The organism is Microbacterium testaceum (genome assembly GCF_001476655.1).
Classification (GTDB): Bacteria; Actinomycetota; Actinomycetes; order Actinomycetales; family Microbacteriaceae; genus Microbacterium; species Microbacterium testaceum_C.
Genome location: NZ_LDRT01000090.1, coordinates 1 through 26,584 on the forward strand (window position 1 = coordinate 1; position 26,584 = coordinate 26,584).

Consider the following 26,584-nt stretch of genomic DNA (forward strand, 5'->3'; position numbering starts at 1 on the left):
GCGGGGGCGCGGACGGTCGGCCCGCCACCCCGGTGGAGATCACCGCCGTCACGGTCGGCTGACACTCCTCCTCCCCCGCCCTCGCGCGGGCGGAGGCCCTGCACACGAGTCGGGCCGCGGCATCCTCCCCCGATAGAATCGGCGTATGTCCAAGGTCCTGCAGTCCCTTCCCGTCGGCGAGCGCGTCGGCATCGCCTTCTCGGGTGGTCTCGACACCTCGGTGGCCGTCGCGTGGATGCGCGACAAGGGTGCCATCCCCTGCACCTACACCGGCGACCTCGGGCAGTACGACGAAGACGACATCGAATCGATCCCCGGTCGCGCCACGCAGTACGGCGCTGAGGTGTCGCGCCTCGTCGACTGCAAGACGGCGCTGGTCGAAGAGGGCTTCGTCGCCCTCGCGTGCGGCGCGTTCCACATCCGCTCGGGTGGGCGCACCTACTTCAACACCACGCCGCTCGGTCGCGCCGTCACCGGCACGCTGCTCGTGCGCGCGATGAAAGAAGACGGCGTCGACATCTGGGGCGACGGCTCCACCTACAAGGGCAACGACATCGAGCGGTTCTACCGCTACGGCCTGCTCGCCAACCCCGCGCTGCGCATCTACAAGCCGTGGCTCGACGCCGACTTCGTCACCGAGCTGGGCGGGCGTAAAGAGATGAGCGAGTGGCTCGTCGCCCACGACTTCCCGTACCGCGACAGCGCCGAGAAGGCCTACTCGACGGATGCCAACATCTGGGGCGCCACGCACGAGGCGAAGACCCTCGAGCACCTCGACGTCTCGCTCGAGATCGTCGAGCCCATCATGGGCGTGCGCTTCTGGGACCCGGCGGTCGAGATCGAGACCGAAGACGTCACCGTCGCCTTCGAGGCCGGTCGCCCGGTCGCGATCAACGGCACGCGCTTCGACGACCCCGTCGCGCTGGTGCGCGAGGCCAACACGATCGGCGGCCGCCACGGCCTCGGCATGAGCGACCAGATCGAGAACCGCATCATCGAGGCGAAGTCGCGCGGCATCTACGAGGCCCCGGGCATGGCCCTGCTGTTCCTGACCTACGAGCGCCTGGTCAACAGCATCCTCAACGAAGACACCCTCGCCACGTACCACGAGCAGGGTCGTCGCCTCGGTCGCCTCATGTACGAGGGCCGCTGGCTCGAGCCGCAGTCGCTCATGCTGCGCGAGTCGATCCAGAAGTGGGTCGGGTCGACCATCACGGGCTCGGTCACCGTGCGCCTGCGCCGCGGTGAGGACTATACGATCCTCGACACCGTGGCATCCGGAATGTCGTACTCCCCCGAGAAGCTCTCGATGGAGCGCGTCGGCGACGCGGCGTTCGGTCCCGTCGACCGCATCGGCCAGCTGACCATGCGCAACCTCGACATCGCGGACTCTCGCGCGCGCCTCGAGCAGTACGCCTCGCTCGGCCTCATCGGCGGTCCGACCGGCGAGCTCGTCGGCGATGTCGCCGCCGGCGGTGCGCAGGAGATCATCGAGCCCGCCGCCCCCCTGAGCGCCGACGGCGAGCGCCTCGCCGAGGCGACGGATGCCGCGGGCGAGTCGGCCGCGTTCGACGCCGGCACCGACTGACACGAGTCCCTCTCGACGCCGTTCCGCCTCTCCGGCGGGACGGCGTCGTGCTGTCAGGCTCGATGCGACGGCTCCTGCGAGACTGATCCCATGACGAGCGACGGGCCGCAGCCTCCCGGAGAGCCGCGGGGGCTTCGTGCGCGTCGGCGCACCATCGTCGCCGCGGGCCTGCTCTTCCTCGTGGCCGCGGCGGTGTTCGCTGTGGCGGGACCGTTCTCGCCGGGCGGCGACCGGGAGATCATCGTCGGGCCGTGGACCGGAGCGGTCATCGTCGCCGCGAGCGCGATGGTGGCCATCGTCGCGCTCAACGTCATCGCCTTCGCCGTTCCCGCTCACCGGTGGTGGTGGGCGCTTCTCGCGCCGCTGCGGCTGCTCCTGGTCCTCAGCGCCCTCGTCGCGGGGCTGGGGCTGACGGTGACGAACGACTCCGTCACGCCGATCGTCGCCGACGGCTGCGCGACCGGCTACGTGGTGAGCGAGCGCTCCTTCCTTCTCGGCGCCTCGGGCGAGGTTCTCCGCATGGACGGCGTCATCGGGACGCGCGTCGCGCGTACGGTCGTCGACGACGGCCACATGCCCTTCGCGCAGGGGTCCTACATCGCCGTCGTCGACGGTGATTCCCTCCGCGTGTGGAACACGTTCGAGAGCAGCACCGAGGACCTCAGCACCTCGACCGCACCCTCCTTCGTCCTGCCGCGGGTGAACGCGGATGCCGGATGCGGCCTCGCGGGCGGCCGTGACCCGGAAGCGACTCCCACCCCTCGCCCGACCGTGGTCGCGCACGGCGAAGGCCCGGCTCCGTCCCCGGTCGGCGACGCGCGGGAGGAGCTGAGCCGCATGGCCGCGCTGACCCTCGGCACCGCGGTCGGGACGCCGCGAGATGCCGCAGGCTCACCCGTGAGCGCTCCTCCGGCCGCCGACCTGCCGTGCGACGGCACGACGGGGGTGAGCCTCGCGTTCGCGACCGACGACAACGCGGCGTCGTACGCGGCGATCCTCGCGGCCTGGACCCGCGCCGGCTACACGGCCGATCGCGCCATGCAGGAGGACCTGCGCGACAACGGCACCGTCCGACTGTCGGCCCGCGACCGCTCGAGCATCGACGGCCTGCTGCACTTCTCCCTCACCGCGGACTGTCTCGTCGGCTGACCGAGCGCAGCGGCGGACACCCCACGGACGCCGCAATAAGTTGCACATGAGCGTGCACTTTTGACGTACACTGATCCCTCGTGAGTACCCCCACCCGCCGCGACGCCGTCGAGAACCGCGCCGGCATCCTCGACGCGGCCACCGCCGCGATCGGCCACGACCCGCGCGCGTCCATCGACGCGATCGCCCGCCGCGCCGGCCTCTCGCGCCGCGCCCTCTACGGCCACTTCGACGACCGCAACGCCATCATCCGCGAGGTCATCGCCGCGGGAGCCGTCCGCTTCAATGCCATCGCCGACCGCGTCGACGACGCCGACTCCCGCGTGGCGCTGGCACGTCTGGCATCCGAACTCTGGGCCGAAGCCGCTCACGTGCAGGCCGCGGCCGCTCTCGCCCTCGACGACGCGCACCTCCCCGAGACCTCGGCGGCCCTCGCGCCGCTGCGTCGCCGGATCGACGCGATCGTCCGACGCGGGCAAGAGGCCGGCGAACTCCGCACCGACCTTCCCGCCCCGACCCTGTCCCGCCTGCTCGAAGAGACGGGACGCACGGTCGTCAGCCGCGTCGACGCGGGGGCGTCGACCGCACGCTCGATCGCCGTCCGCGCCGTGCTGGGGATCGCCGGCCTGTCCTGGACCGAGGCCCAGGCCCTCCTCGCGGACTACCCCGAACTGGAGAAGCAGTGAGAATCGTCCTCTCCGAGGTCGCGAAGGGCCGCGCCGAGCGAGCCCTTCCCCCGACCTCCACCTCGTTCGAGACGGGACGGGCCACCCTGGCCCTCGCCGAGACCGAGCAACGGCCCACGGTGCTGGGGCTCGTGGCATCCGGTCGCATGAAGATCGACAGCGGCGAGGTCACGATCGACGGACGGACGGATGCCAAGGCCATCCGCCGCCGCGTCGCCCTGGTCGACGCCCCCGTCGTGTCCGAACCCGAGCCCAACGTCACCGTCAGCGGTGTCGTGGCCGAGGAGCTGATGTTCGCCGGGCGCGCCCCGAACCCCTTCGCCGCCGCACGCTGGCTGGAGGAGATCGGCCTCGACTCCCTCGCGAGCCTGCCGATCGGCAACGTCGACCCCGCCGCCCGCGTCCGCCTCCTCCTGGAACTCGCGGCGCTGCGGAAAGACGTCGAGGGGCTCGTGCTCGTCGCTCCCGACCGCCACGGCGGGGAGCCCGCCGCGTGGTGGCGCATCGCCGGCGAGTTCGCCGAGCGCGGGTACGCCGTGCTCGTGATCGCGGGCCAGGCATCGCAATCGGCCCTCGACGCCGCCGGCACCCCGACCGAGGAGGACGCGCGATGAAGGTCCCGCAGATGATCACGGCCGAGCTCCGCCGCCTCACCTCGACGCGCATGTCGGTGATCGCCCTGATCGCCCTCCTCGCCGTGCCGATCCTGTACGGCGGGCTGTACCTCTGGGCGAACCAGGACCCGTACGGCAACCTCTCCAGCGTTCCGGTCGCCCTCGTCGTCGACGACAAGGGCGCCGACGTGAACGGCCAGCAACGCAACCTGGGCGACGAAGCCGCCGAGCAGCTGCTCGACAGCGACACGTTCGAATGGCACCGCGTCTCCTCCGACGCGGCGGATATCGGACTCCAGCGCGGCGACTTCGACTTCATCGTGACGCTCCCGGCGGACTTCACCGAGTCCGTGGCATCCCTCTCCAGCGAGTCGCCGCGACAGGCCGACATCGAACTGCGCACCAACGACGCGAACAACTACCTCGCGTCCACGATCGGTACGCAGGCGGTCGCACGCATCCAGGCCTCCGTCGCCAAGAAGGTCGTCGACGAGGCGGGCCTGTCCCTGCTGGACGCTCTCCACACCATCCGGGTGAGTCTCGTGGATGCCACGAACGGGGCGACGCAGCTCGTCGACGGCCTCGGCACCGCGAAGAACGGGTCGTCGCAGCTCGCCACCGGCTCGGTGACCCTGGCCGACGGGTCGTCGCAGTTGGCGGACGGCACGGCGCAGCTCTCGAGCGGCGCGAATCAGCTGCGCGACGGCACGGCGCAGCTGCGCGACGGGTCGGCGCAGGTCGCGGATGGCGCGCGTCAGGTCGCCGGCGGCGTGGACCGCATCGACGACGCGGCCCGGCAGGTCGGCTCGATCGCCCAGGACGCGGCGGCGCGGCTCCCGGAAGCGCGCGCCGACATCGCTCAGGCCCTCGCCGATGCAGGGCTGAGCCAGGCCAAGATCGACGAGATCCTGTCGCGGCTCGATCCCGTCGGCGAGCGACTCACCGCCGCGAACCAGAAGGTCCAGAGCACCGTTGACCAGATCAACCAGCTCGACGCAGGCGCGAATCAGGTCGCCGACGGCAGCGCCTCTCTCGCGTCGGGCGCGGCGACGGCGGCGAACGGGGCCTCGGCCCTGGCCGACGGCGCCGGCACCGCGGCATCCGGTGCCGCCCACCTGCGCGACGGCGCGGCCCAGCTCCGCGACGGCGCCGCCCAGCTCGACAGCGGCATCGGTCAACTCTCGACCGGCGCGACGCAGCTGCGCGACGGACTGGCATCCGGCGTGCAGCAGATCCCCGACTCCGACGACGCGACCCGCAAGGCTCAGGCGCAGGCCATCTCCGACCCGGTGAACGTCGGGACGAGCGCGGTCACCAAGGCGCAGAACTACGGTGCGGGTCTCGCGCCGTTCTTCGCGGCGCTGGCGGGCTGGATCGGCATCTATGCGCTGTTCCTCATCGTCAAGCCCGTGTCCAAGCGCGCGATCACGGCGCTGCGCTCCCCCGTCCGCGTGACCCTCGCCGGCTGGCTCACCCCCGCGGGTCTGGGGGCCCTGCAGATGGTCGGGCTGTTCACGGTGCTCGCCATCGCGCTGCAGTTCTCCTTCGCGAACCCGGCGGCGGCCCTCGGCATCCTGCTCTTCGCCTCCGCGACCTACGCGGCGATCGTGCTCGCGCTGAACGTGTGGCTCGGTTCGGTGGGTCAGTTCCTCGGGCTCGTGCTGATGGTGCTGCAGCTCGTCACCGCCGGCGGGACCTTCCCGTGGCAGACGCTCCCCGCGCCCCTGGCCGCTCTGCACCACGTGCTTCCCATGGGGTACGTGGTGGATGCCATGCGCCAGGTCATGTACGGCGGAGACCTCTCGCGCGTCGGGCCGGACCTGCTGGTGCTGGGCGCGTGGATGGTCGGCGGCGTGCTGCTGGCGGCGCTGGGCGTGACGCGCATGACGCACCACCGCACCCTGCGCGACCTGCAGCCGAGCCTGATCGGCTGACGGCGCGCTCCGTCGCATCGTCGGTTCGTGGCTTCGACAGGCTCAGCCACCCCGGCCGCGTGCGAGATCCCCGAGCCCGCCGGGGCCCTGAGCCCGCCGAGGTCCCTGAGCCTGTCGAAGGAACCGCCCCCAGCCCGTCAAGTCCCGCCGCAATCCCGCCGCTCTCCCCCTACAGTCGAGAGACGCCGACCGGAGGGATGCCATGGCCGCCCGCAACACCCGCCTCATGCGCTGCACACCCGACGACCTCTTCGCGGTACTGTCCGACGGCTGGCTCTACCCCGTGTGGGTCGTCGGCGCGGCGCGGATGCGCGACGTCGACGAAGAGTGGCCGAAGGAGGGATCGCGGATCCACCACTCGCTCGGCGTCTGGCCCGTCATGATCCACGACCAGACCGAGATGGTCGAGTGGGACCCGCCCCGGCGCCTGCGGTTGCGCCCGGAAGCCGGCATCCTGGGTCGCGGGGTGATCCGTATCGACGTGCGCCCGCACGAGGACGGCATCGCGGTCACGATCGTCGAGGAGCCCGTGACCGGTGCCGCCTCGATCCTGCCGGGAGTGCTGTGGAAGCCCCTTCTCGTCGCGCGCAATCACGAGTGCCTCAACCGCCTGGCGTTCCTCGCCGAGGGGCGGCGGCAAGAGCGCGAAGCGCGCGAGCTCGATCACCGCACCGAGACCCCCGACCCGGAGGACGGCACTCCTTCTCCCCAGGCCCAGGAGGACGTGCGCGAAGCCGACATCTGACGCGAGCGCACCCGCTCTCGGGGAGAATCTCCTCAGACGTGTCGACGACGACGCGGGGAACGAGGATCGAATGGATGCCGACGTCATCGTCATCGGCGCGGGACTCGCCGGTCTCGTCGCGAGCAACGAGCTCGTGCGGGCCGGCAAGCGCGTGATGATCGTCGATCAGGAGAACGCCGCGAACCTCGGCGGCCAGGCGTTCTGGTCGTTCGGCGGGATCTTCCTGGTCGATTCCCCGATGCAACGTCGGCTGGGCGTGAAGGACTCGTTCGACCTCGCGTGGCAGGACTGGCAGGGCTCCGCCGCATGGGATCGCCTCGATGGCGCGCACCCCGAGGACGAGTGGGCGCAACGCTGGGGACGGGCCTACGTCGAGTTCGCCGCCGACGAGAAGCGCGCGTGGCTCCAGGAGCACGGGGTGCGCTTCACCCCCGTCGTCGGCTGGGCGGAGCGCGGGTCCCTGTCGGCGCGCGGCCACGGGAACTCCGTCCCCCGGTTCCACGTGCCCTGGGGCACCGGAACGGGGATCTCGGAGCCCTTCGCCGACCGGTCCCGTGCCGCCGCCGAAACGGGACAGGTCGTCTTCCGCTTCCGTCATCGCGTCGACGGCCTGACCTTCACCGGCGGCCGGGTCACCGGCATCCACGGGGCGGTCCTCGCCCCCGACGACTCCCCGCGCGGAGTGTCCTCGTCCCGCGAAGAGGTGTCGACGTTCGAGCTCTCGGCGCAGGCGGTGGTCATCGCGACCGGCGGCATCGGCGGCGATCACGAGCGCGTCCGCCGGTGGTGGCCGGAGCGCCTCGGCACGCCCCCGAAGAAGATGGTCACCGGCGTTCCGGCCCACGTCGACGGGCGCATGCTCGACATCGCCGCCGACCAGGGTGTGCGCCTCGTGAACCGCGACCGCATGTGGCACTACACCGAGGGCGTGCAGAACTGGGACCCGATCTGGCCCGGGCACGCGATCCGCATCCTGCCGGGGCCGTCTTCGCTGTGGCTCGACGCGCGCGGTCGTCGCCTGCCGACGCCCGGCCTTCCGGGGTACGACACGCTCGGCACCCTGAGGCTCCTGCGGACCACGCCCGATCTCGCCGACTACGACTACTCGTGGTTCGTCCTCGACCAGTCGATCATCAAGAAGGAGTTCGCCCTTTCCGGGTCGGAGCAGAACCCCGACATCACCAACCGCGACCGGGCTCTGTTGTTGCGCAGCCGGCTCGGACGCACGGCCCCGGGTCCGGTGGAGGCGTTCAAGAGCAAGGGTGCCGACTTCGTCGTCGCCGACACCCTCGAAGAGCTCGTGCGCGAGATGAACGCGTTGACCGGCGATGACCTCCTCGATGAGGATGCCGTGCGCGACCAGGTCGTGGCGCGCGACCGCGAGCTCGTGAACCCGTACTCGAAGGACGTGCAGGCGATGGGCATCCGCAACAGCCGACGATTCCTCGGGGATCGCATCTTCCGTACCGCGAAGCCGCACGCCCTGCTCGACCCCGCTCACGGTCCGCTGATCGCGGTGCGGTTGTGGGTGGTCACGCGCAAATCGCTCGGCGGCATCCAGACCGATCTGCAGGGCCGCGCGCTGAACGGCGAAGGTGTGCCCGTCGAGGGCCTTTATGCCGCGGGCGAAGCGGCCGGCTTCGGCGGTGGTGGTGCGCACGGCTACAACGCGCTCGAGGGCACTTTCCTCGGCGGCTGCCTCTTCACGGGCCGAACGGTCGGTCGCTCCCTGGCTGCCGCGCTCTGAGCCGTACGCGGGCTCCGTCGGTGAGTGCCGCGTCCATCCCGTTCCGTGAGATGCGCGGCTCCCGCTCAGTTCTCGGGCCGGGACTCCGTGTGCGTCGCGCCCGGCTGCTCCGTGCTGTGGTTCAGCTCATCGATGTAGAGGTTGTCCTCGTCGGTCGTCCGATTGCGGTACGCCGCCCGCCCGACCATGTGCGCCGCGAGCGGTGCTGTGGCGAACTGGATGAGCACGATCGGGATGCCGAACGCCACGGCCTGCCAGGTGCGAAGCGCGAGCGCGACGGCGACGACGATCAGCAGCACGCCCAGAACCTGCGGCTTGGTCGAGGCATGCAGCCGCGACGGCACATCGGGCCAGCGGAGCAGACCGATCGTCGCGGTCAGGCACAGCACCGCCCCGATGAGGACGAGCACCAGTGCGACGGTGTCGAGGACGCTTTCGACGGTCATCTCGGCGTCTCCTTCCGCGCGACGAACCGGGCCACGGCGATCGATCCGAACACCCCGACACCGGCGATGATCAGCATCGCCGGAAGGGAACGGGTGTGGTGGTTGATCACCATGTCGGCTCCGAGGATGCAGACGACCTCGGTCAGCAGGACATCCGCGGCGACCGCCCGGTCGAGGATCGAGGGACCGATCACGAGACGGATGAGAGCGAGCACCGCGGCGGCGGCGAACACGATCAGGATCACGAGGACGAGCACGTTCACAGCGGGGTCCTCCCTTCCCGCGGCGTTTCGACGCCGTGGTGGGCATCGGCCTCCGACTCCGCGATCTTGGCGCGCAGTTCCTGGAGCTCTTCCTTCGAGCCGACCGCACGCGTGATGCGCGCCTCCCACCCCAGGACGACCCGGCGCTGGTGCTCGGCATCCCGATCGCTGCGAACGCCGATGGTGTGCAGGAACAGCGTCCGGTTCTCACGGTCGACGTCGACGATCAGGGAGCCGGGGATGAGCGATGCCGTCACCGCCGTGTGGGCCATGATGACGTCGTCATCGACGCGGAGCGGCACGGCGATGATCGCCGCTCCCGGCGGTCGACGGAAGTCGAGCACCTGCCAGGCGACGATGAGCGAACCGCGCACGACCGCTCCCAGGAAGGTGACGACGAAGACCAGGCCGTACCAGAGGTTGATCCGACCCGACAGTTCGACCGGCGGCAGGCGGAAGACACGGGTGACGAAGATCGCGGCCACCAGCCCGGTGAGCAACGCCAGCCAGGTCAGCTGACCCCACAGGAGCATCCAGAGCACGACCAGCCACACCAGCAGCGGCAACTGGTGGAGGAAGAGAGACACCTGCGATCGGCGGGACGGGCTCACGAGGCGTCCTCGGCGTCCTGCAGCTGTACGAGGGTGACGCCGCCGTAGATGCGCTCCCCGGCGCGGAGACACGCGTCGAGCAGGGGCCCCGCGAAGACCGTCAGGGCGATCGTCACGATCACCATTCCCGCGGTGGCCATCGTCATGATCTTCGGAATGGTGCGTCGCTCGGTGGAGATGGCCGCGGCGGGAGCGTTGCCGAGGTAGGCGATGCGCTCCGTCGTCTCGGTCGAGTCGTCGTCCTCACGCCAGAACGACAGGTTCCACGCGCGCATGAGCGCGTACAGGGTGAGGATCGACGTCGCGATGCCGCCGACGATGAGCACCATCATCACGGGCGTGCCCACCTGCGCCGCCGCGTCGAAAAGCGCGTACTTGCCGATGAAACCCGAGAACGGCGGCAGTCCGCCGAGGTTGACGGCCGGGATGAAGTAGAGCACCGCCAGCAGCGGGGCGGCCCGCATCAACCCCTTCACCTTGAGGATCGACGTGCTTCCCGCGCGGCGCTCGATGAGGCCCACCGCGAGGAACAGGGTCGTCTGCACGATGATGTGGTGGACGATGTAGTAGATCGTCGCCCCCACGGCCAGTGGCGTGTTGATGGCCAGACCGAAGATCATGTAGCCGATGTGGCTGACGAGCGTGAACGACAGGATGCGCTTGAGCTCAGCCTGCGCGACGGCGCCCAGGATGCCCACGATCATCGTCGACAGCGCCACCATCATCAGCAGGAAGTTCACGTCGTTGTCGACGAACAGCTGCGTCTCGGTGCGGATGATCGCGTAGACGCCGACTTTGGTGAGCAGGCCGGCGAACACGGCCGTCACCGGTGCGGGGGCCGTCGGATACGAGTCGGGCAGCCAGAACGACAACGGGAACACCGCGGCCTTGATCGCGAAAGCGAGCAGCAGCATGAGGTGCAGGATCGTCTGCGTATCCTGCGGCAGCAATGCCATGCGTTCGCTGATCTGGACCATGTTGACCGTGCCGAGCGCGCCGTAGACCATGGCGATCGCGGCGAGGAAGAGGATCGACGACACCAGCGAGACGACGATGTAGACGACGCCCGTCCGGATGCGCGACTCCGTACCGCCCAGGGTGATGAGCACGTACGACGCGACGAGCAGGATCTCGAAACCGACGTACAGGTTGAACAGGTCTCCCGCGATGAAGGCGTTGAAGATGCCCGCCCCGAGGATCAGGTACGCCGGGTAGAAGATCGAGACTGGGGTGTCCTCGTCGTTGTCGGCCGCACCCTGTCCGATCGAGAAAAGAAGGACCGCCAGCAGCACGATGCTCGTGACGACGACGAGCAGGGCCGCCAGCACGTCGACGTAGAGGACGATGCCGAGGGGAATCTCCCACGCCGCGATGGCGACGGCGATCGGACCGTTCGTGTCGACCGAGACGAGCAGGATCGCGCCGAGGATCAGCACGGCGGTGAGGGAGGCGACCGACACGACGATCTGCGTCTTCTTGCGGCGACCGAAGATGAGGTTGATCGCGGCACCCACGAGGGGGATGCCGACGAGCAGGGGGACGAGGGCGCTCACGGGCGATCACCATCCGGGGTATCGCGGCGGTCGGTCGGGTCGTCTCGGCGGACGGCCACCCGGTCGACGGGCGCATCGTCGACGAGCTGCGAGAGGTCGCCCTGGTGAAGCACGCGGATCGGCGAGGCCACATCGCCGACGAAGTCGGTCGTGACGTCCTCGTCGTCGGAGCGGGACTCCTCGTCTATCGCGTCTTCGGGCTCGTCCGCGGCGCGCGTGCGCAGAGCGACATCGTCGGCGTCGTCGATCACGGTGTCGGCCTGTCCGAGCTGCCAGGACCGGTAGATCAGCGCGAGCAGGAAGGCCGAGATCGCGAACGTGATGACGATGGCGGTGAGCGTCAACGCCTGCGGGAGCGCGTCCGACATCTCCGCGGCATCCGTCTCGCCGTCGTAGAAGGGGGCGACTCCCGGACGTCCCATCACGATGAGCAGAAGCAGATTGGCCGCGTTCCCCAGCAGGAGGAATCCGATGAGGACACGGGTGAGGCTGCGCTCGAGCATCGCGTACACGCCGCACGCGAAGAGCACGGCCATGACGATGATGAGGACGAGGGAAACGCTCACGACGGCACCACCTCCGCGTCCTCCGGGTGCTGGGACTGACGGTCGACCTCTGCTCCGAGGCTGCGGAGGACGTCGAGCACGAGACCGATGACGACGAGGTAGACCCCGACGTCGAAGATCGTGCTGGTGACGAACTCCCAGTGCCCGATGAGGGGGAGCTCGCCCTCGAAGGTGAAGCTCTGCAGGGGCGCGAATCCGAAGAACATCGGCACCAGCGCGCAGAGCACGGCGATCGCCATGCCGGCGCCGAGGAGGCGCCCGGCGTCCGTGGGCGCGGCGGCGCCGAGCTCCCATCGACCGCCCGCGATGTACCGCATGACCAGGCCCATACCCGCGACGAGACCGCCCGCGAAACCGCCACCGGGAAGGTTGTGCCCGGCGAACAGCAGGTACAGCGACACGATCATGATCGAGTGGAAGAGCACCCGGATGATGATCTCGAGCAGGATCGACCGGTTCTCGGGCTGCACTTTCGCGCCCGAGACGAGCCACGCGCGGGGCGCACCTGTCTCGCCGACCCGCTGGGCGCGCACGCCCTCGTTCGTCTCGATGAGGGGGCGGCGCCGCCCCAGGCCGACGCGGCTGCGCGCGGTCCCCGAGCGACGGGCGAGGTTGTCGCTGCGATCGGTGATGAAGACGAGGGATGCCACGCCCGTGGCCGCGAGCACGAGCACCGACAGCTCCCCCATGGTGTCCCACCCACGCAGGTCGACCAGCGCGACGTTGACGACATTGCGGCCGTGGCCGATCTCGTAGGCCAGCGGCGGCCACTCCAGGGCGATGGAGGCGTCCTGTCGGGCTCCGGTCGCGACGATCGCGACGAGGGCCATGGTGAGACCGACCCCCACGCCGAGGATGGCGCGCGCGATCGGGGCGACGGAGGCGTTCTGCTCGCCCATCCGGGCCGGGAGGCGACGCAGCACGAGGGCGAACACCACGAGGGTCACGGTCTCGATGAGCACCTGCGTGAGCGCGAGGTCGGGAGCCCCGCTCGTGGCGAACAGGACCACGAGACCGAGGCCGGTCACCGATACGAGTGCCACACCGGTGTACCGCTTGCGGGCCCGGACCGCGAGGATTCCCGCCGCGATCATGAGCGGCGCCGCGATCAACTGCGCCGGGGAGTGCCACGCGTCGAGCTGCGCCCGCCACTCTCGCGAAGCGAGCAGCGCGGTCCCCTCGGCGACGACGAGGACGACGAAGATCGTACCGACGTAGAACGGCAGCGAGCCGCGCTGGAAGCGCGCGGTGACCCACTCGGACGAGTGGTCGATCCCCCGCAGGACGCCGTTGTAGACGTCATTCGCGGTGAAGGGCAGCACTCGCCGGCGCTTGTGCAGCTGCGTCTTGCGGACGACCCAGAAGATCGCCGCGCCGAGGGCGAGCGTCCCCAGCGAGATGAACAACGCCGGCTCGAGACCGTGCCAGAGCGCGAGGTGGTACGGGTAGTCCGGGGCGGTGACACCGGGTGTGGCCTCGGGGAGACCGTCGGCGTACGGTGCGAGCCAGTGGTCGACGATGGGCGCGAGGAACCCGAGGACGAGCGACGTCGCGGCCAGCAGCACGGGAGCCGCGAGGAAGCCCATCGGGGGGTCGGGCCAGTCGGTCGTCTCGACATCGCGCTTCGTCCAGTACGCCCCCCACAGGAAACGGATGCCGTAGGCCGCCGTCAAGGCTGAGCCCAGCACGATCCCGACCAGCGCGACGATGCCCCATCCGGCACCCGCCTCGGCCTCGTGCAGCAGCGCCGTGAGCGCGGTCTCTTTCGCGACGAATCCGAGCGTGGGGACGACGCCGGCCATCGAGGCGATCGCGAGGAACGATGCGGTCGCCATGACCGGGGCCTGTCGGCCGAGACCCGAGAGCTCGCCGATGTCACGCGTCGAGAGCTGCCGGTCGATCACACCGACGACGAGGAAGAGGCACGACTTGAACAGCGCGTGGCTCAACAGCAGCGCCACGCCGGCCAGGGCGGCATCCCTCGTTCCATAGCCGAGCATGACCGTGAGGAAGCCGAGCTGGCTCACCGTGCCGAAGGCGAGGATGCGCTTGAGGTCGCGTTCGCGCAACGCCTGGAACCCGCCCAGCAGCATCGTGAAGACACCGAGCGTGATGAGTGTCGGTCTCCAGAACGGTGTCTCGGCGAAGGCCGGCGAGAGCCGCGCGATGAGATAGATGCCGGCCTTCACCATCGCCGCCGCGTGAAGGTACGCGCTCACCGGGGTGGGAGCGGCCATGGCGCCCGGGAGCCAGAAGTGGAACGGGAAGATCGCGGACTTGCTCAACGCACCGACGAGCAGCAGGAGGACGGCGATGTCGACGACCGTGCCGGTGGGTGGATCGGCGAGGATCGTCGACAGGCTCGAGGTGTCGGACTGCACGACGATCAGGACGACGCCGATCAGCATGACGAGGCCACCGAGAGTCGTCACCAGCAGCGCCTGGAGGGCGGCACGACGACTGGCGGCGCGCCCGTGGTAGTACCCGATGAGCAGGTACGAGAGGACGCTCGTGATCTCCCACAGCATGATCAGCACGACGATGTCGTCGGTGAGCACGAGGCCGTACATCGCCCCGGCGAAGGCGAGCAGCACGGCCGAGAACTGCCCGACGCCCTGCGTCTTGCCGCGGAAGTACCAGCGGCAGTAGAGCATCACCAGGGCTCCGACGCCCGTGACCACGAGGGTGAGCAGCCAGCTCAACACGTCCATGCGCATCGACAGCGAGACGTCGATCGCGGGGATCCAACGGTATTCCTCGAAAGGAATGTCACCGGAGAAGACGGCGGGCGCGGTCACGATCGCGTGGACGAAGGCGATCACCGGCAGGAGGGCCGCGACGTAGAAGGCGCGAGCTCCGATGCGACTCACGAGCCACGGGAGCACGAGCGGGACGAATGCGAACGCGCTGAGGAGTGCCAACAAGGTGGGGCCTCCTCGGGGTCGACGGGCGCGGGGCCTCGGCTCTCGGGGTGTCTCGTCTTATTCTACGGGGAGCATGAGAGTTCGCGTACCGGCGGAGGTCATGTGATACGCGGCGTCGCCGTGGTCGTGCCGGCGCGGAAGGTACAGGCGAGATCGAGGCCCGAGGGCGGTTCGTCCTCGAGCATCGCGGCGACCGCCTCCCCCGCGGCACGACCCTTCGCGGTCGCGGGCTGGACGAGCGTGGTCAGCACGTGCGGCGCGAGACCGTCGACCACGACGCCGTCGAAGCCCGTCACGCTGACGTCTTGCGGCACCCGCAACCCGGCCTCCTCGGCCGCGCGGATCACCCCGGCGGCGAGGAGGTCGCTCTGCGCGATCACGGCGGTGGGGCGTCGGCTTGCGTCGGAGAAGATCGTCCGACCCGCGATCATGCCCTCGTCGATCGAGCTCATCGCCGCGGCGAGCGCCGGCGCCTCGGGGAAGATCTCGCGCGCCCCCGCGAGACGGTCGGCCGTGACGTCGACGCGAACCTGCGCATCGTCGGTGAGCCACCCGCGGTGGCGTGCGGCATCGGCCGGCAGCGTGACGATGACGACGTCGCGATGACCCAGATCGGCGAGGTGGCGCGCCGCCTCGCGCTGGGCCTCGACGTTGTCGAGGAGGACGCGAGGGATCCCCTCTCCCGCGTCGCCCTCGATCACGACGACCGGAATGCCGCGGGCACGCACGATCTCGAGCGAGTCCCGCATGCGGGGGCTGCAGCCGATCAGCACGGCGGCGTCGATCGGCGCGGTGTGGAGAGAGGGTTCGCTCACCGTCTCACCGTCGTCGCGCAGCAGCAGCAGGGCCGCACCCAATCGGGACACGCCGTCGGCGAGACCGTCCATCATGTGGGTCGTGACCGGGTCGAGGAACGCGGTGCCGAGGTGCTGATCGAAGACGACGCCCACGATGCCCGACCGTCCGCGACGCAGGGACGCGGCGCGGGGGTCCGGGCCGGTGTAGCCCAGCTCCGTCGCCGCCGCCAGGACCCGGGCGCGGGTGGCCTCGGACGTGGGGGTCTTGCCGCTGAAGACGACCGACGCGGTCGACGCCGAGACGCCCGCTGCCCGGGCGACGTCGCTGATGGTCGCTCGGCGCGTGGTCACGGGCTGATGGTACCCGCGACACTCCCTCTTGCCGAATCGATTCGATTCACGTCGAATCGATTCGGTACAGTGAGCCGCATGGACATCGCCCTCTCCCGCTCCCAGCTCGTGCGCTGGCACATCGCGATCTGCGCCGTCTTCCTGGCGAGCGGACTGAGCATCGCGACGTGGGCATCGCGGGTTCCCGCGATCCGCGCGTCCCTCGACATCGAGAACTCCGGCGTGGGTCTTTTGCTGCTCGGCATGGGTGTGGCATCCATCATCGGACTCTCCATCGCGCCGGCCGTCCTCGCGCGACTCGGTGCGCGCGGGGGCATGCTCACCGCTCTCGTGCTGGTCGGCGTGGGCCTGGCGATCATCGGCTTCGGCGCCGACACTCTGCAGGTGTTCGGGATCGCGCTCGTCGGACTCGCGCTCTTCGGCTTGGGCAACGGTGCGCTCGACGTGATGATGAACGTCGAGGGCGCCGCTCTCGAGAAGGCCACCGGCCGCACGATCATGCCGCTCCTGCACGCCTTCTTCAGCTTCGGCACCGTCATCGGTGCCGGCCTCGGCTTCGTCGCCGTGAGCACGGGCGTCCCCGTGCTGGCGCACTGCGTCGCGCTGGCGGTCGTGATCCTCGTGGTCGCCTTCGTCGCGATCGCGAACGTCCCCCGACGCGAGGTCGCCATGGATGCCCCCGCGGACGAGGAGCGCGCCCCCTGGCGCGATCGCCTCGCCACGTCGCTGCAGGCATGGAAGGAGCCGCGCACCTACACGCTCGGCGTCATCATGCTCGGCATGGCCTTCGCCGAGGGCAGCGCGAACGACTGGCTCCCCTCGGCCGTGGTCTTCGGCCACGGCGCCCCCGAAGAGGCGGGACCCGCGGTCCTCGCCGTCTTCTCGGTGGCCATGACGGTCGGCCGCATCGTCGGCGGACCCGTGGTCGATCGCCTCGGCCGCGTGATCGTGCTGCGCGTGCTCGCCGCGACCGCCGCTGCGGGCCTCCTGCTGTTCATCGTCGCGCCCTTCGGCCCGCTCGTCTTCATCGGAGCCGCCCTGTGGGGCCTCGGCGCATCGCTCGGATTCCCGATCGGCATGTCGGCCGCCGCCGACGATCCCGCCAAGGCGGCCTCGCGCGTCGCGGCCGCGGCGACGATCGGCTACATCGCCTTCCTCTGCGGTCCCCCGATCCTCGGCTGGATCGGCGACCACATCGGGCTGCTCCCGACGTTGTTCATCGTGGTCGGGCTGATCGTGGCATCCGGGCTCTTCTCGGGAGCGGCCAAGCCGCTCGCCGTCGAGACCGCCGAGGTCGAGGACGCGCGCCTCTAGCGGGCGACCGCCGTCGTCGCCTTCGATGTTGCGGTCCTCGAGGTGTATCCGGCCTTCGTGCCGGTCACCGCGACGGTGAGCTTCGCGCCGCGCTGCGCGGTGGTCGGGGTGAACGACGCCGACGTCGCCCCGCGGATCTTCGCCCCGTCCGCGAACCACTGGTAGGTGAGCGTCGTTCCGCTCGTCCACGTCCCGGGAACCGCCGCAAGCGTGGTTCCGACGCGCGCGGTCCCGCGGATCGTGGGGGTGGGAGCGGTCAGGATGCCGGCAGCCACCGCCGCCGTCGGCTTCGACGTCTTCGACACCGACGTGTAGCCCGCGAGCGTCCCGGTGACCGTGACGGTGATGTTCTTGCCCTTCTGCGCGGCACCCGGGGTGAACGACGTGGCGGTCGCCCCCCGGACCGCCACGCCGTCGGCGGACCACTGATACGTCAGCGTCGCGCCTCTCGCCCATACCCCCGTGGTGACCGTCACCGCGCGTCCGACGCGGGCAATGCCCGAGATGGTCGGCGTCGACGAGGCGAGCTTCGGGGCCGCGGCCGCGGCCCAGTCGAGGGTCAGACGCGTGAAGGACCACACGCCGATCGAGACGGCGACCGCGCGGGCCGGATCGCTCGTTCCCGTGGCGGTCCCGTCGTAATAGACGACCCGACCGTCGGTGTACTGCGCGCGCACGATCACCGTCGTGCCGGTGGGGAGGATGGCCTCGTTGTAGACCCCGCCGACTCCGCCGCCGATGAGGTCGAGTTCCGTGTCGGTCTTCGTGGAGACGTCGGTCGCCACGACGCGCAGCTGGCGCACGGCGACCGTCTCGTCGAACATGAGCAGCTCGGTCGCGAGGCCTCCGCGCGCGGCACTGTAGTCGATCGTGATGTTCGAGACGCTCTTGGTCGTCGCGTCGACCACGGTCTCGTACGGCGAGGACGCGAACCACCCATCCGGCAGCTCCATCCGGCTGAAGACGGTGTACTTCCCGCGCGGAACGTCCGCGATGCGGAACGTTCCCGCCTTCGGGTCGTACGTCACTCTGGCATCCGGAACAGGCACACCGCCGGCCGGGGTGGCCGAGATGACAACCGCCGCTCGCTGCGCGGTCGTGGTGCGCTTGTCGAAGATCACCCGGCCCGAGATGGTGACGGTCTTCGCGGCCGCCGGATCGCCGGTCGGGGTGGGCGCAGAAGACGGGGTCGGTGAAGACGGAACCGGGGTGGGCGAGGCCGTCGGCGACGGCGCCGCGGTCGCAGGAGCCGCGGCGCCGGTGGCCGTCGGGGCCGGGCTCACCGACGAGGAGGGAGTCGCGGGCTCGGCGGCCGTCGCGGGCACGGCGACGACTCCCGCCGCGAGGACGACGGAGACACCGAAACCGACCGCCGCGCTCGCGCGCGTGAGTCCCGAAAAGAGCGGCATGAGCATCCTTCTGATCCGGAGCCGCCAGGTTCCGGCCCTTCTCCTCGTCACGCTAGACAGTCCGTGAGCGCGGAGTCGGGCCGAGCGGCGTTTCCGAACGATCCTGAACAGCCCGGTCGAGACGACGCGGGGCGATTAGGCTCGACGGGTGCGTCTCGTCATCGCCCGTTGCTCCGTCGATTACACCGGCCGCCTCAACGCGCATCTCCCCCTCGCCACCCGCCTGCTCGTGCACAAGGGTGACGGCTCGCTGCTCGTGCACTCGGACGGGGGCTCCTACAAGCCCCTGAACTGGATGAGCCCGCCCTGCAGCCTCCTCGTCGAGGAGCCCGACGAAGCCGACGTCGAAGACGGCGTGATCGAGCGCTGGCGCGTCACGCACGCCAAGAGCGGCGACGCTCTGCTCGTGCGCATCCACGAGGTCATCCACGACACCGCACACGACCTGGGCGTCGACCCCGGCCTCATCAAGGACGGCGTCGAGGCGGATCTCCAGCGTCTGCTCGCCGAGCAGGTGTCCGTCGTCGGCGAGGGGCTCACCCTCGTCCGCCGCGAGTACCCCACCGCGATCGGACCCGTCGACCTGCTCCTCCGCGACGAGAACGGCGGCACGGTCGCCATCGAGGTCAAACGCCGCGGCGACATCGACGGCGTCGAGCAGCTCACGCGCTACCTCGAACTGCTGAACCGCGATCCCCTGCTCGCTCCGGTGACCGGCGTGTATGCCGCCCAGGAGATCAAGCCCCAAGCCCGCGTGCTCGCCACGGACCGTGGCATCCGGTGCCTCACCCTGGACTACGACGAGATGAAGGGCATCGACTCCGGAGCTCCGCGCCTGTTCTGACCTCCCGGGCGGATGCCGGTGGGACACCCTCGCTCCAGCCGAATGAATTCCTCCCTTGATCGGGTGAATTCCTGCCCACGCGGGGAAAGAGAGGAAGAAGATCGGAGGGTCATCTCACCGTCGCAGTAAGAGAGGCTTCCGATGACCGCCATCCCCCGTTTCACGCGCTCCACCCGCAGCCTGGCCGTCCTCGGCACCGCCGCCGCCATCGTCGTCGCCGGCTTCGCGGCACCCCAGATGGCCTCGGCGCGCGTCGTCTCGAATCCCGGGTACACCGTGTGCGTGTCGACGACCATCCGGAACCTGGTGTCCGAAGGGTCGGTCGTCCGCCAACGCGGCGCGCAGGGGCCCGGCTATTACACCGTCGGCGGGCACGACTTCCTCGGCACCGACAAGAACGTCTCGAAGAGCGTCGGGCTTCGCGCGCCCGGTGTCTGGGTCGCGGTTCCGTTGTGCGCCTGACCTGATCGCCCGGCTGGTCCCGGCGCGGTGAACGACCGTGCCGGGGCCAGCGTGTGTCATCGGGCTCTCGGGCCGGCAGCGGTTGCCGCCGCTCCCTCCCGGCGCGGGACCAGCCCGGCGGGCGCCTCGCCGGTAGCGTGGACATATGCCCCTGCGTTCCCCCTTCTCGTGTGTCCTGTGGGACGTCGACGGCACTCTCGTCGACGCGTCCGAGGGGATCCTCCGCCGCCTGACCATCACGCTCGAGCACTTCGGGCGCACTCCCCCGACCCGCGGTGAGCTCTCCCGCTGGATCGGTCCGCCCATGTTCGAGTCGTTCCAGGCCAACGTCGGCATGACGCCCGAGCAGTCGACCGAGGCCGTCGCCTTCTACCGCGGGCTCAACAAGAGCGAGGGGTACACGGTCAGCGCGCGGCTCTACCCGGGCGTCGCCGACCTGGTGCACGATCTCCACGACGCGGGTGTCCCGCAGTCGACCGCGAGCTCGAAGCCCGAGGTGCAGGTCGTGGCGCTGATGGATCACTTCGGCCTCGCCCCCGACCTCGAGGCGATCGTCGGCGCCTCGCTCGACGAGCGCAGTCTCAGTGCGAAGTCCGACATCGTGCGCGAAGCACTCCGCCGCCTCGAGGCGAACGGCGTCGACACCTCGCGTCCTGTCCTGATCGGCGACCGGCATCACGACGTCGAGGGCGGGGCGGATGCCGGAGTGCCCGTCATCTTCGTGCGTTGGGGCTTCAGCTGGCCCTACGAAGCCGACGGCGCCCAGGCCGCGGTCGACGACGTCGATCAGCTGCGCGCGCTGCTCCTCGTCCCCGACGAGGAGGAAAGCCTCGTGTCCGGTGTCTGACGTCGCCTGGGCGGTTCCGACGGCGCTGGCCCTCGTCGGGGCCCTCCTCGTGACCCTCGTCATCGTCCTCGTGGTGCGCTCGCGCCGCCGTTCTCCTCGTGCCGAGGCCGCGGCTGACGCGGCCCGCGTCGCCGCGGCGGAAGCGCTCCTCCGGTTGGACGACGCGGCCACCGACCTCGACCTCGCCTTCGAGGCATCCGAGGCGCTGACCGACAGCGATTCGACGAGCTCCCTGCGCCGCGCCCGCGCGGCCGCCCTCCGCGCCCGTGATCGCGGTTTCGCAGAGCTGGCCGCCCTCTCGGTCTCGACGGCGATCCCCGCGCGACGACGCATCGCGGCCGAGGCATTGAGCGCACGGTTCGAGACCCGCCTCGACAACATCGCCCAGACGCGCATCGATCTCGCCGATTGGGCTCAAGCCCACGGAACACCCGCGGGCCGCATCTCGGCCGCGCGAGCCCGGCGCGACGAGACCGTCCGCACCGCCGGCGACCCGGCGCCCCTCATCGCCACGCTGCGCGCGCGCTTCGCCGAGGACGACTGGACCAACGCCGCCGATGCCGCCGACGCGGCTGCCGCGGCCCTGGCCGAGGCCGATGCCGCACTCGACGCGGCCGAATCCGCGACCGCGATCAGCGAGATCGATCGTCAGGTCCACCGGGCGACGGATGCCGTGCGCCGCACGGCGCGCCACCTCCGAGCCGTCGAGGACGCCCACCGCATCGCCCTGCAGGCCGCCGACAACGCCGGGGCGGAGCTCGCGGCCGCGCGGGACGAGCTCGTCGCGGCCCTCGAGATCGCCGAAGCACGGCCGGCGGAGTGCACCCCCGAAGCGGCCGAGCGCCTGCGCGCCGCGATGCGCGATCTCGACGTGGCCGCGGACGAGGCCGATCGACGCCCGCACACGGCGATCGAGACCGTGGCGCGCGTGCGGGAACGGCGCGATGAGCTGCTCGGTGACGCCCCCAGCCCACGCCGGCGCCTCGAGGCGGCCCGCGCGGCCCTTCCGGGCACGTTGGCCTGCGCGCGCGCGGCCCTCGCCGCCGCCGAGGCGCGCGACGACCGCTCGATCGAGGCGCGCCTGCGCCGCGACAGCGCTCGACGAGAACTGGCCGCCGCGCGAGCGGCGACCGACGCGAGCGTGGCCCTGGCGAACGCCCGGGCGGCCTGGCGGGCGGCTTCCACGCGCTGACGGGCACCCGCCCCGGTGCCCTATGGTGAGCGGCATGGGGGAGAACACCACCGTCCACCGCTCGCTCCAGCTGATGCGTCGCGTACCCGCAACGCTCACACTGGCCGGCATCCTGCTCGTCGTCGGGGTCGTCGGCGCGGGCCTGTGGCATCCCTTCTCCACCTCCGACCTGTTCCCGACGGTGGCGTACGGGCTCCCGGCCCTGCAGGAGGGCCGCTGGTGGACGCCTCTCACCGGCACGTTCTTCATCGATGTGCCGTGGGTCTACGCCCCGATCCTCCTCGGTCTGGTGGGCATGGGCTACATCGAGATCCGCCGGGGTTCGCGGGTGGCCGCCGGGTACTTCACCGCGGGTCAGCTGGTCTCGGTGCTGGCCTCGGCCCTGTTCCTCTGGGCGGCTGCCCTGCTCCCCTGGCCGTGGGCGCAGCAGCAGGCCGCGGTGCTCGATGTCGGTCCCTCGGGCGGTGTCGTGGCGACGATCGCCGCGGCCGTCTCGCTCTTGCCGTCCCCGTGGCGTCTGCGCGCCTGGGCCGTGCTGGTCGCCAGCCTCTCCGTGACGCTGCTCTACTGGGGCACGCTGCCCGATCTCGAACACGCCTTCGCGGTGGGGTTCGTGCTGGCGGTCGACCGGTCCCTCCGCCCGCAGCGGGTCTCCGTGCGCGAACAGCGTCTCATCGCGTTCGTCGTGGTCTGCGCGCTCGGCGCGATCGAGATCCTCACGTTCCTCAGCGCCACGACGGGTCCGTTCGGAACCTCCGAACCCGTCTCGGGCTCGTGGGTCGACGTCGTGGTCAACACGGTGCTCGTGCTCCTCGTCGCCACCGGCATCCGACGCGGTCGCCGGTGGGCCTGGATCATCCTCGTCGTCTACGCGGCGCTGAACGCCGTGATCGTCGTCCTGCTGGCGCTGATCGTGCTGCTGGGCGGATCCGCCGGTTTCGAGACCCTGCTCGGGGCCGACCTCACGATCACGCTGGCCTCGTCTCTGCTGTGGACCATCGTGTTCGTGTACCTCGTCCTCGTCCGTGCCGCGTTCCGAGCGCGTCCGCGAGCCGACCTCGGTGAGACCCCCGCCCCGCGCGTCGACGACGTGAAGGAGGAGCTGCACCGCTCCGGGGGCGGCACCCTGTCATGGATGACCACCTGGGAGGGGATGTCGTACGCGCGGTTCGGTCGTGGCATCGTCGCCTTCCAGCGGAGGTCCGGCGTCGCCCTCGCCCTGGGGGACGCGCTCGGTCCCGCGCAGGAGCGAGCCGAAACCGTGCGCGCGTTCATCGAACGCGCCGAGGCCGCGAGCCTGGCGCCCTGCTTCTTCAGCGCGGGAGAAGAGACACGCGCGGCCGTGCCCGAGGGGTGGCGCAGCATCGTCGTCGCCGACGACACCATCGTCGACCTCCCGGGTCTGGCGTTCACGGGCAAAGCGTGGGGCGCCGTCCGCACCTCGCTCAATCGCGGCGAGCGCGAGGGGATGACGTTCCGCCTCTCCCGCCTCTCCGACGAGACGTGGGGCATCCGGCAGCAGCTGCGGGCCATCTCCGACAGTTGGGTCGGCGAGAAGGGGCTCCCGGAGATGGGCTTCACCCTGGGCACACTCCACGAGGCGAACGACCCCGAGGTGCGCGTCGCGCTCGCGATCTCACCCGCCGGTGACGTGGACGGTTTCCTGTCGTGGTTGCCCGTCTACGGCGAGGGCCGCGTGCGCGGCTGGACCCTCGACCTCATGCGTCGACGGGACGGAGGCTTCGGCCCCGTGATGGAGTACCTCATCGGCTCTTCCGCGATGCAGTTCTCGCACGAAGGAGCCGACGTCATGTCTCTGTCCGGCGCTCCGCTCGCGCACGAGTACCCCGCGGATGCCGGCCCCCTGGCCGACCTGCAGCAGCGCATGGCCACGATGCTCGAGCCGGTCTACGGCTTCGCGTCGCTGCACCGCTTCAAGCAGAAGTTCCAACCGCGCTACGAGACGATGTACCTGCTCTACCGCGACGAGTCCGACCTGACGCGCATCGCTACCGCCCTGACCCGGGCGTTCCTGCCGCACGCGACGATCCGGCAGTTCGCGGCCGCCGGTCTCGACCTCGTGCGCCACGAACGCTGATCGCCCGAGCGCCGACGGGATGCCGGCGTCGTCGGACGACGAGTCAGAGGGGTCGGATGTCCTCGGCCTGCAGACCCTTGGGGCCCTGGGCGATCTCGAACTCGACGCGCTGGTTCTCCTCGAGGGAGCGATAGCCGCCCGACTGGATCGCGCTGTAGTGCGCGAAGACGTCCTGACCGCCGTCATCGGGGGCGATGAAACCGAAACCCTTCTCCGCGTTGAACCATTTGACCGTGCCCTGCGTGCTCATCGACATGCCGTTTTCCGCTTGAGCCGGCGCCGAGCGCACCGGACTTGCCCCCAAAGTAGCGTTCGCGTCGAAACGGCGCACGAACCCGTGACACAAACGTTGCATGACGCAACAGAGCCTCAGCCCATACGACGCCCGGGCTGAGCAGAGCTCGAAGCCCGGGCGTCGACGGATCCCCCCGGATATGTCACGCGAGGCGTGACGGAGATGACATTACAGCCGCGGAAGGCCTCCGCGCGACACGAAAGCTGTGAATACGTAACGCAAAGTCGAAGACTGTGATACTCGCGCGACGTAAACTCCGCGTGATGAGCGCTTCACGGTCCCGGTTCGCCCTCGTCGACGAGGCCTATGCGGCCCTCGGCGAGGCGATCGTCGACGGGCGCCTCCGACCCGGGGACCGCTTGCGCGACGTCGAGCTGGCCGCTCACATGGGCATCTCGAGGACACCGGTGCGCGAGGCGCTGCAGAAGCTGCAGCGCATCGGCCTGGTCGAGGTGGCCGCGAACCGCTACACGCGGGTTGCGGCGCTCACCGACCGCGCGCGAAACGACATGCGCGAGTACGCCGCTCACAACATCGCTTCGGCGATGCGCGTCGCTCTGCCGAGATGCACCCCCGAAGAGCTCGAGACGGCCCTGCGTCACGTCGACGCGATGCGCGACGCCGAGTCGTCGAAGGCCTATGTCGCTGCCGTTCTGGATCTCTACGCGCTCGTCGTCGCGTGCTCCCACAACATCCCCTTCCAGAGGACACTCGAGCAGACCGACCTCGTCCTGCGGCGGAACCTCGAAGGGTGGCAGGCCATCACCGACGAGACGCGGCCCGTGCTCTTCGCTCACCTTCGCACCCAGCTCGCCGAGCGCGACGCCAACGGCGCGACCTGGACGTTCCTCTCCCTGCACGGCTTCGCCTGAGCGCGCAAGGACCCGACGTCCCGCGCGACGCCCCCGGTAGCGTGGCGCCATGGCCCACATCGACCTGCGCGATCTGACCGATGACGATCGGGATGCCGCCTTCGCCGCCGTCCGTGACAGTGCGTCGTCGTGGTCACGTGCCACGGTCGAGACGCGGGAGGCGTTCGAGGCGTGGATCGCCGAGGACGGCGTCTCCACGCGCGCGGTGGTCGTCGACGACGTCATCGTCGGCCTCGCCGCGACGCTCGACGTCGACGGCGACCGCGAGATCCTTCTCGCCGTCGCCCCCGAAGCCGCCGACGGCGTCGCCACCGAGGCTCTGCGTCTGCTCACTGTCCTCGAGCCCGAGCGTCCCCTCTACGCCTGCCTCGCCGCCGACGACGACCCCTCGCATGCCGTGCTCGCCGGGCTGGGGTTCGTCGAGGACTCGCGCGACGGGAACGATATCGTCTACGTCCTGCCCCCGACCTTGGAGTGACCGCGACATGAGCGAGATGACCTGGGGCGGGATCGTTCCGAGTGCAGCGCTGATCATCGCCGGCGGGGCGCTGTGGTGGTGGTCGATCGCGTTGACCGTGCGCGCCTATCGCGGCGAGCGCGTCCCGGTCTGGCGGAACCCGCCGAAGGCCCCGGGCCGGGCCATCGCCGCCCGCGCGTTCGGAGCCGCGACACTGACCCTCGGCGTCGGAATCGCACCGTGGGGTCAGCTCGACGCGCCGTCCTGGCTCACGCCCCTGCTCGCGGGGTCTGTGGCCGCGGTGTTCCTCCTGGTCCCGTACTTCGCTGCGGTGATCATCCACAACCGCGGCGTCGAGGCGTCTTAGTTCGGCTCTTCGCTCTCCTCGAGCGTCTCGTCGGCCTCGACCGAGGTGTCGTCCGTCGCGCTGTCCTCCTCCGCCGCGGCGGCCTGCTGGGCGGCGAGGGCGTACGCCTCTTCTTCTCTGCGCTTCTCCGACATGACGCTCAACCTAGGCGTGCGGAACGGCCGCGTAAAGGTCAGCGACGCGAGAGGGTCGCGACAATCGGTCGATGGTCGCTGCCCGCATCGTCGAAGTCGGTGCGGACCTCGAACCCGCGTACCTCCCACGCCGACCCGACGAGCACATGGTCGATGGGTGCCGCGAGCCCCGTGGGCAGACGGACGGGCCAGGTGCCGACCGCAGCCGCTCCCGCCTCGGCGGCGGCATCCCGGCACTCCCCCACCGTGCCGCCGTCGCGCCCGAGGCCGGCGAGGTGATCGAGCGTGGAGTTGAGGTCGCCGGCAAGGATGACGTCGG

Annotated in this window: 27 protein-coding genes; 16 read left to right on the forward strand and 11 right to left on the reverse strand. The window is 70.4% G+C overall.

The window, feature by feature from the left end:
- Window positions 1-145 precede the first annotated feature (145 nt).
- The 7 genes from argG to NS220_RS13055 all read left to right on the forward strand — a co-directional run bounded on the left by argG (window position 146) and on the right by NS220_RS13055 (window position 8,463).
- Window positions 146-1,588 carry an argininosuccinate synthase gene (gene argG, locus NS220_RS13025; protein ID WP_058624477.1) on the forward strand — a complete coding sequence of 481 codons (1,443 nt, stop codon included), beginning with the start codon at window positions 146-148 and terminating at the stop codon, window positions 1,586-1,588.
- A gap of 90 nt (window positions 1,589-1,678) precedes the next feature.
- Window positions 1,679-2,737: a hypothetical protein gene (locus NS220_RS13030; RefSeq protein ID WP_058624478.1), complete on the forward strand. Its 1,059-nt coding sequence runs from the start codon at window positions 1,679-1,681 to the stop codon at window positions 2,735-2,737.
- Between the two features lie 80 nt (window positions 2,738-2,817).
- Entirely contained in the window at window positions 2,818-3,423 is a 606-nt protein-coding gene (locus NS220_RS13035) for a TetR/AcrR family transcriptional regulator (protein ID WP_058624479.1), read from the forward strand.
- Window positions 3,420-4,037, forward strand: a complete 618-nt coding sequence (locus NS220_RS13040) for a hypothetical protein (protein WP_081323170.1) — start codon at window positions 3,420-3,422, stop codon at window positions 4,035-4,037. Before NS220_RS13035 ends, NS220_RS13040 begins: the two co-directional genes overlap by 4 nt.
- The gene (locus tag NS220_RS13045) at window positions 4,034-5,971 is read left to right on the forward strand and encodes a YhgE/Pip domain-containing protein (protein ID WP_058624480.1); all 1,938 of its coding nucleotides are present in this window, start codon (window positions 4,034-4,036) and stop codon (window positions 5,969-5,971) included. Before NS220_RS13040 ends, NS220_RS13045 begins: the two co-directional genes overlap by 4 nt.
- A 202-nt stretch (window positions 5,972-6,173) precedes the next feature.
- On the forward strand, window positions 6,174-6,716 hold the full coding sequence (locus tag NS220_RS13050; protein ID WP_058624481.1) for an SRPBCC family protein: 543 nt from the start codon (window positions 6,174-6,176) through the stop codon (window positions 6,714-6,716).
- A gap of 70 nt (window positions 6,717-6,786) precedes the next feature.
- The gene (locus NS220_RS13055; RefSeq protein WP_058624482.1) at window positions 6,787-8,463 is read left to right on the forward strand and encodes an FAD-binding dehydrogenase; all 1,677 of its coding nucleotides are present in this window, start codon (window positions 6,787-6,789) and stop codon (window positions 8,461-8,463) included.
- 65 nt (window positions 8,464-8,528) lie between these two features.
- Here NS220_RS13055 and mnhG read toward each other — a convergent pair whose 3' ends face one another.
- From mnhG to NS220_RS13090, 7 genes are all read right to left on the reverse strand, one after another.
- Window positions 8,529-8,909: a monovalent cation/H(+) antiporter subunit G gene (gene mnhG, locus NS220_RS13060; protein WP_058624483.1), complete on the reverse strand. Its 381-nt coding sequence runs from the start codon at window positions 8,907-8,909 to the stop codon at window positions 8,529-8,531.
- Window positions 8,906-9,172 (reverse strand): monovalent cation/H+ antiporter complex subunit F, encoded by a 267-nt coding sequence (locus tag NS220_RS13065; RefSeq protein WP_058624484.1) that lies wholly within the window; start codon window positions 9,170-9,172, stop codon window positions 8,906-8,908. The genes mnhG and NS220_RS13065 overlap by 4 nt, the downstream gene beginning before the upstream one ends.
- On the reverse strand, window positions 9,169-9,783 hold the full coding sequence (locus NS220_RS13070) for a Na+/H+ antiporter subunit E (protein ID WP_058624485.1): 615 nt from the start codon (window positions 9,781-9,783) through the stop codon (window positions 9,169-9,171). The genes NS220_RS13065 and NS220_RS13070 overlap by 4 nt, the downstream gene beginning before the upstream one ends.
- Complete coding sequence (locus NS220_RS13075; RefSeq protein ID WP_058624486.1) at window positions 9,780-11,336, reverse strand: Na+/H+ antiporter subunit D; 1,557 nt, start codon at window positions 11,334-11,336, stop codon at window positions 9,780-9,782. The genes NS220_RS13070 and NS220_RS13075 overlap by 4 nt, the downstream gene beginning before the upstream one ends.
- Window positions 11,333-11,902, reverse strand: a complete 570-nt coding sequence (locus tag NS220_RS13080; protein WP_058624487.1) for a Na(+)/H(+) antiporter subunit C — start codon at window positions 11,900-11,902, stop codon at window positions 11,333-11,335. The genes NS220_RS13075 and NS220_RS13080 overlap by 4 nt, the downstream gene beginning before the upstream one ends.
- Window positions 11,899-14,826 (reverse strand): Na+/H+ antiporter subunit A, encoded by a 2,928-nt coding sequence (locus tag NS220_RS13085; protein WP_058624488.1) that lies wholly within the window; start codon window positions 14,824-14,826, stop codon window positions 11,899-11,901. The genes NS220_RS13080 and NS220_RS13085 overlap by 4 nt, the downstream gene beginning before the upstream one ends.
- 98 nt (window positions 14,827-14,924) lie before the next feature.
- The gene (locus NS220_RS13090; RefSeq protein ID WP_058624489.1) at window positions 14,925-15,974 is read right to left on the reverse strand and encodes a LacI family DNA-binding transcriptional regulator; all 1,050 of its coding nucleotides are present in this window, start codon (window positions 15,972-15,974) and stop codon (window positions 14,925-14,927) included.
- Window positions 15,975-16,052: 78 nt separating this feature from the next.
- Here NS220_RS13090 and NS220_RS13095 point away from each other — a divergent pair, with 78 nt between their 5' ends.
- Entirely contained in the window at window positions 16,053-17,288 is a 1,236-nt protein-coding gene (locus NS220_RS13095; RefSeq protein WP_058624490.1) for an MFS transporter, read from the forward strand.
- Here NS220_RS13095 and NS220_RS13100 read toward each other — a convergent pair.
- Window positions 17,285-18,697: a hypothetical protein gene (locus NS220_RS13100; RefSeq protein WP_153004281.1), complete on the reverse strand. Its 1,413-nt coding sequence runs from the start codon at window positions 18,695-18,697 to the stop codon at window positions 17,285-17,287. The genes NS220_RS13095 and NS220_RS13100 overlap by 4 nt on opposite strands.
- 148 nt (window positions 18,698-18,845) lie before the next feature.
- Between NS220_RS13100 and nucS the strand changes: the two genes are divergently transcribed.
- The 5 genes from nucS (at window position 18,846) to NS220_RS13130 (ending at window position 24,140) form a co-directional block, all read left to right on the forward strand.
- Window positions 18,846-19,541, forward strand: coding sequence for an endonuclease NucS (gene nucS / locus NS220_RS13110; protein ID WP_058624493.1), 696 nt, complete (start codon window positions 18,846-18,848; stop codon window positions 19,539-19,541).
- Window positions 19,542-19,682: 141 nt separating this feature from the next.
- Window positions 19,683-20,003: a hypothetical protein gene (locus tag NS220_RS13115; protein WP_058624494.1), complete on the forward strand. Its 321-nt coding sequence runs from the start codon at window positions 19,683-19,685 to the stop codon at window positions 20,001-20,003.
- Between the two features lie 145 nt (window positions 20,004-20,148).
- Complete coding sequence (locus NS220_RS13120; RefSeq protein ID WP_058624495.1) at window positions 20,149-20,850, forward strand: HAD hydrolase-like protein; 702 nt, start codon at window positions 20,149-20,151, stop codon at window positions 20,848-20,850.
- A complete protein-coding gene (locus tag NS220_RS13125; protein ID WP_058624496.1) occupies window positions 20,843-22,042 on the forward strand; it encodes a hypothetical protein in 1,200 nt (399 codons plus the stop codon). The genes NS220_RS13120 and NS220_RS13125 overlap by 8 nt, the downstream gene beginning before the upstream one ends.
- 34 nt (window positions 22,043-22,076) lie before the next feature.
- Entirely contained in the window at window positions 22,077-24,140 is a 2,064-nt protein-coding gene (locus NS220_RS13130) for a bifunctional lysylphosphatidylglycerol flippase/synthetase MprF (RefSeq protein ID WP_058624500.1), read from the forward strand.
- 43 nt (window positions 24,141-24,183) lie between these two features.
- On the opposite strand, the gene NS220_RS13135 is transcribed toward NS220_RS13130, so the two are convergent.
- Window positions 24,184-24,390, reverse strand: coding sequence for a cold-shock protein (locus NS220_RS13135; RefSeq protein WP_058595582.1), 207 nt, complete (start codon window positions 24,388-24,390; stop codon window positions 24,184-24,186).
- Between the two features lie 308 nt (window positions 24,391-24,698).
- On the opposite strand from NS220_RS13135, the gene NS220_RS13140 reads away from it, so the two are divergent.
- The 3 genes from NS220_RS13140 to NS220_RS13150 are packed head-to-tail and all read left to right on the forward strand — an operon-like array spanning window position 24,699 to window position 26,131.
- Window positions 24,699-25,307 (forward strand): GntR family transcriptional regulator, encoded by a 609-nt coding sequence (locus NS220_RS13140; protein ID WP_058624497.1) that lies wholly within the window; start codon window positions 24,699-24,701, stop codon window positions 25,305-25,307.
- 49 nt (window positions 25,308-25,356) lie between these two features.
- Complete coding sequence (locus NS220_RS13145) at window positions 25,357-25,785, forward strand: GNAT family N-acetyltransferase (RefSeq protein WP_058624498.1); 429 nt, start codon at window positions 25,357-25,359, stop codon at window positions 25,783-25,785.
- 7 nt (window positions 25,786-25,792) lie between these two features.
- Complete coding sequence (locus NS220_RS13150; RefSeq protein WP_058624499.1) at window positions 25,793-26,131, forward strand: hypothetical protein; 339 nt, start codon at window positions 25,793-25,795, stop codon at window positions 26,129-26,131.
- On the opposite strand, the gene NS220_RS20190 is transcribed toward NS220_RS13150, so the two are convergent.
- Both NS220_RS20190 and NS220_RS20195 read right to left on the reverse strand, forming a co-directional pair.
- Window positions 26,128-26,265, reverse strand: a complete 138-nt coding sequence (locus NS220_RS20190; RefSeq protein ID WP_193755365.1) for a hypothetical protein — start codon at window positions 26,263-26,265, stop codon at window positions 26,128-26,130. The two genes, NS220_RS13150 and NS220_RS20190, sit on opposite strands and share 4 nt — an antisense overlap.
- A 38-nt stretch (window positions 26,266-26,303) precedes the next feature.
- Window positions 26,304-26,584 (reverse strand): endonuclease/exonuclease/phosphatase family protein (locus tag NS220_RS20195; RefSeq protein ID WP_346335426.1); only part of this gene is annotated, 281 nt, incomplete at its 5' end.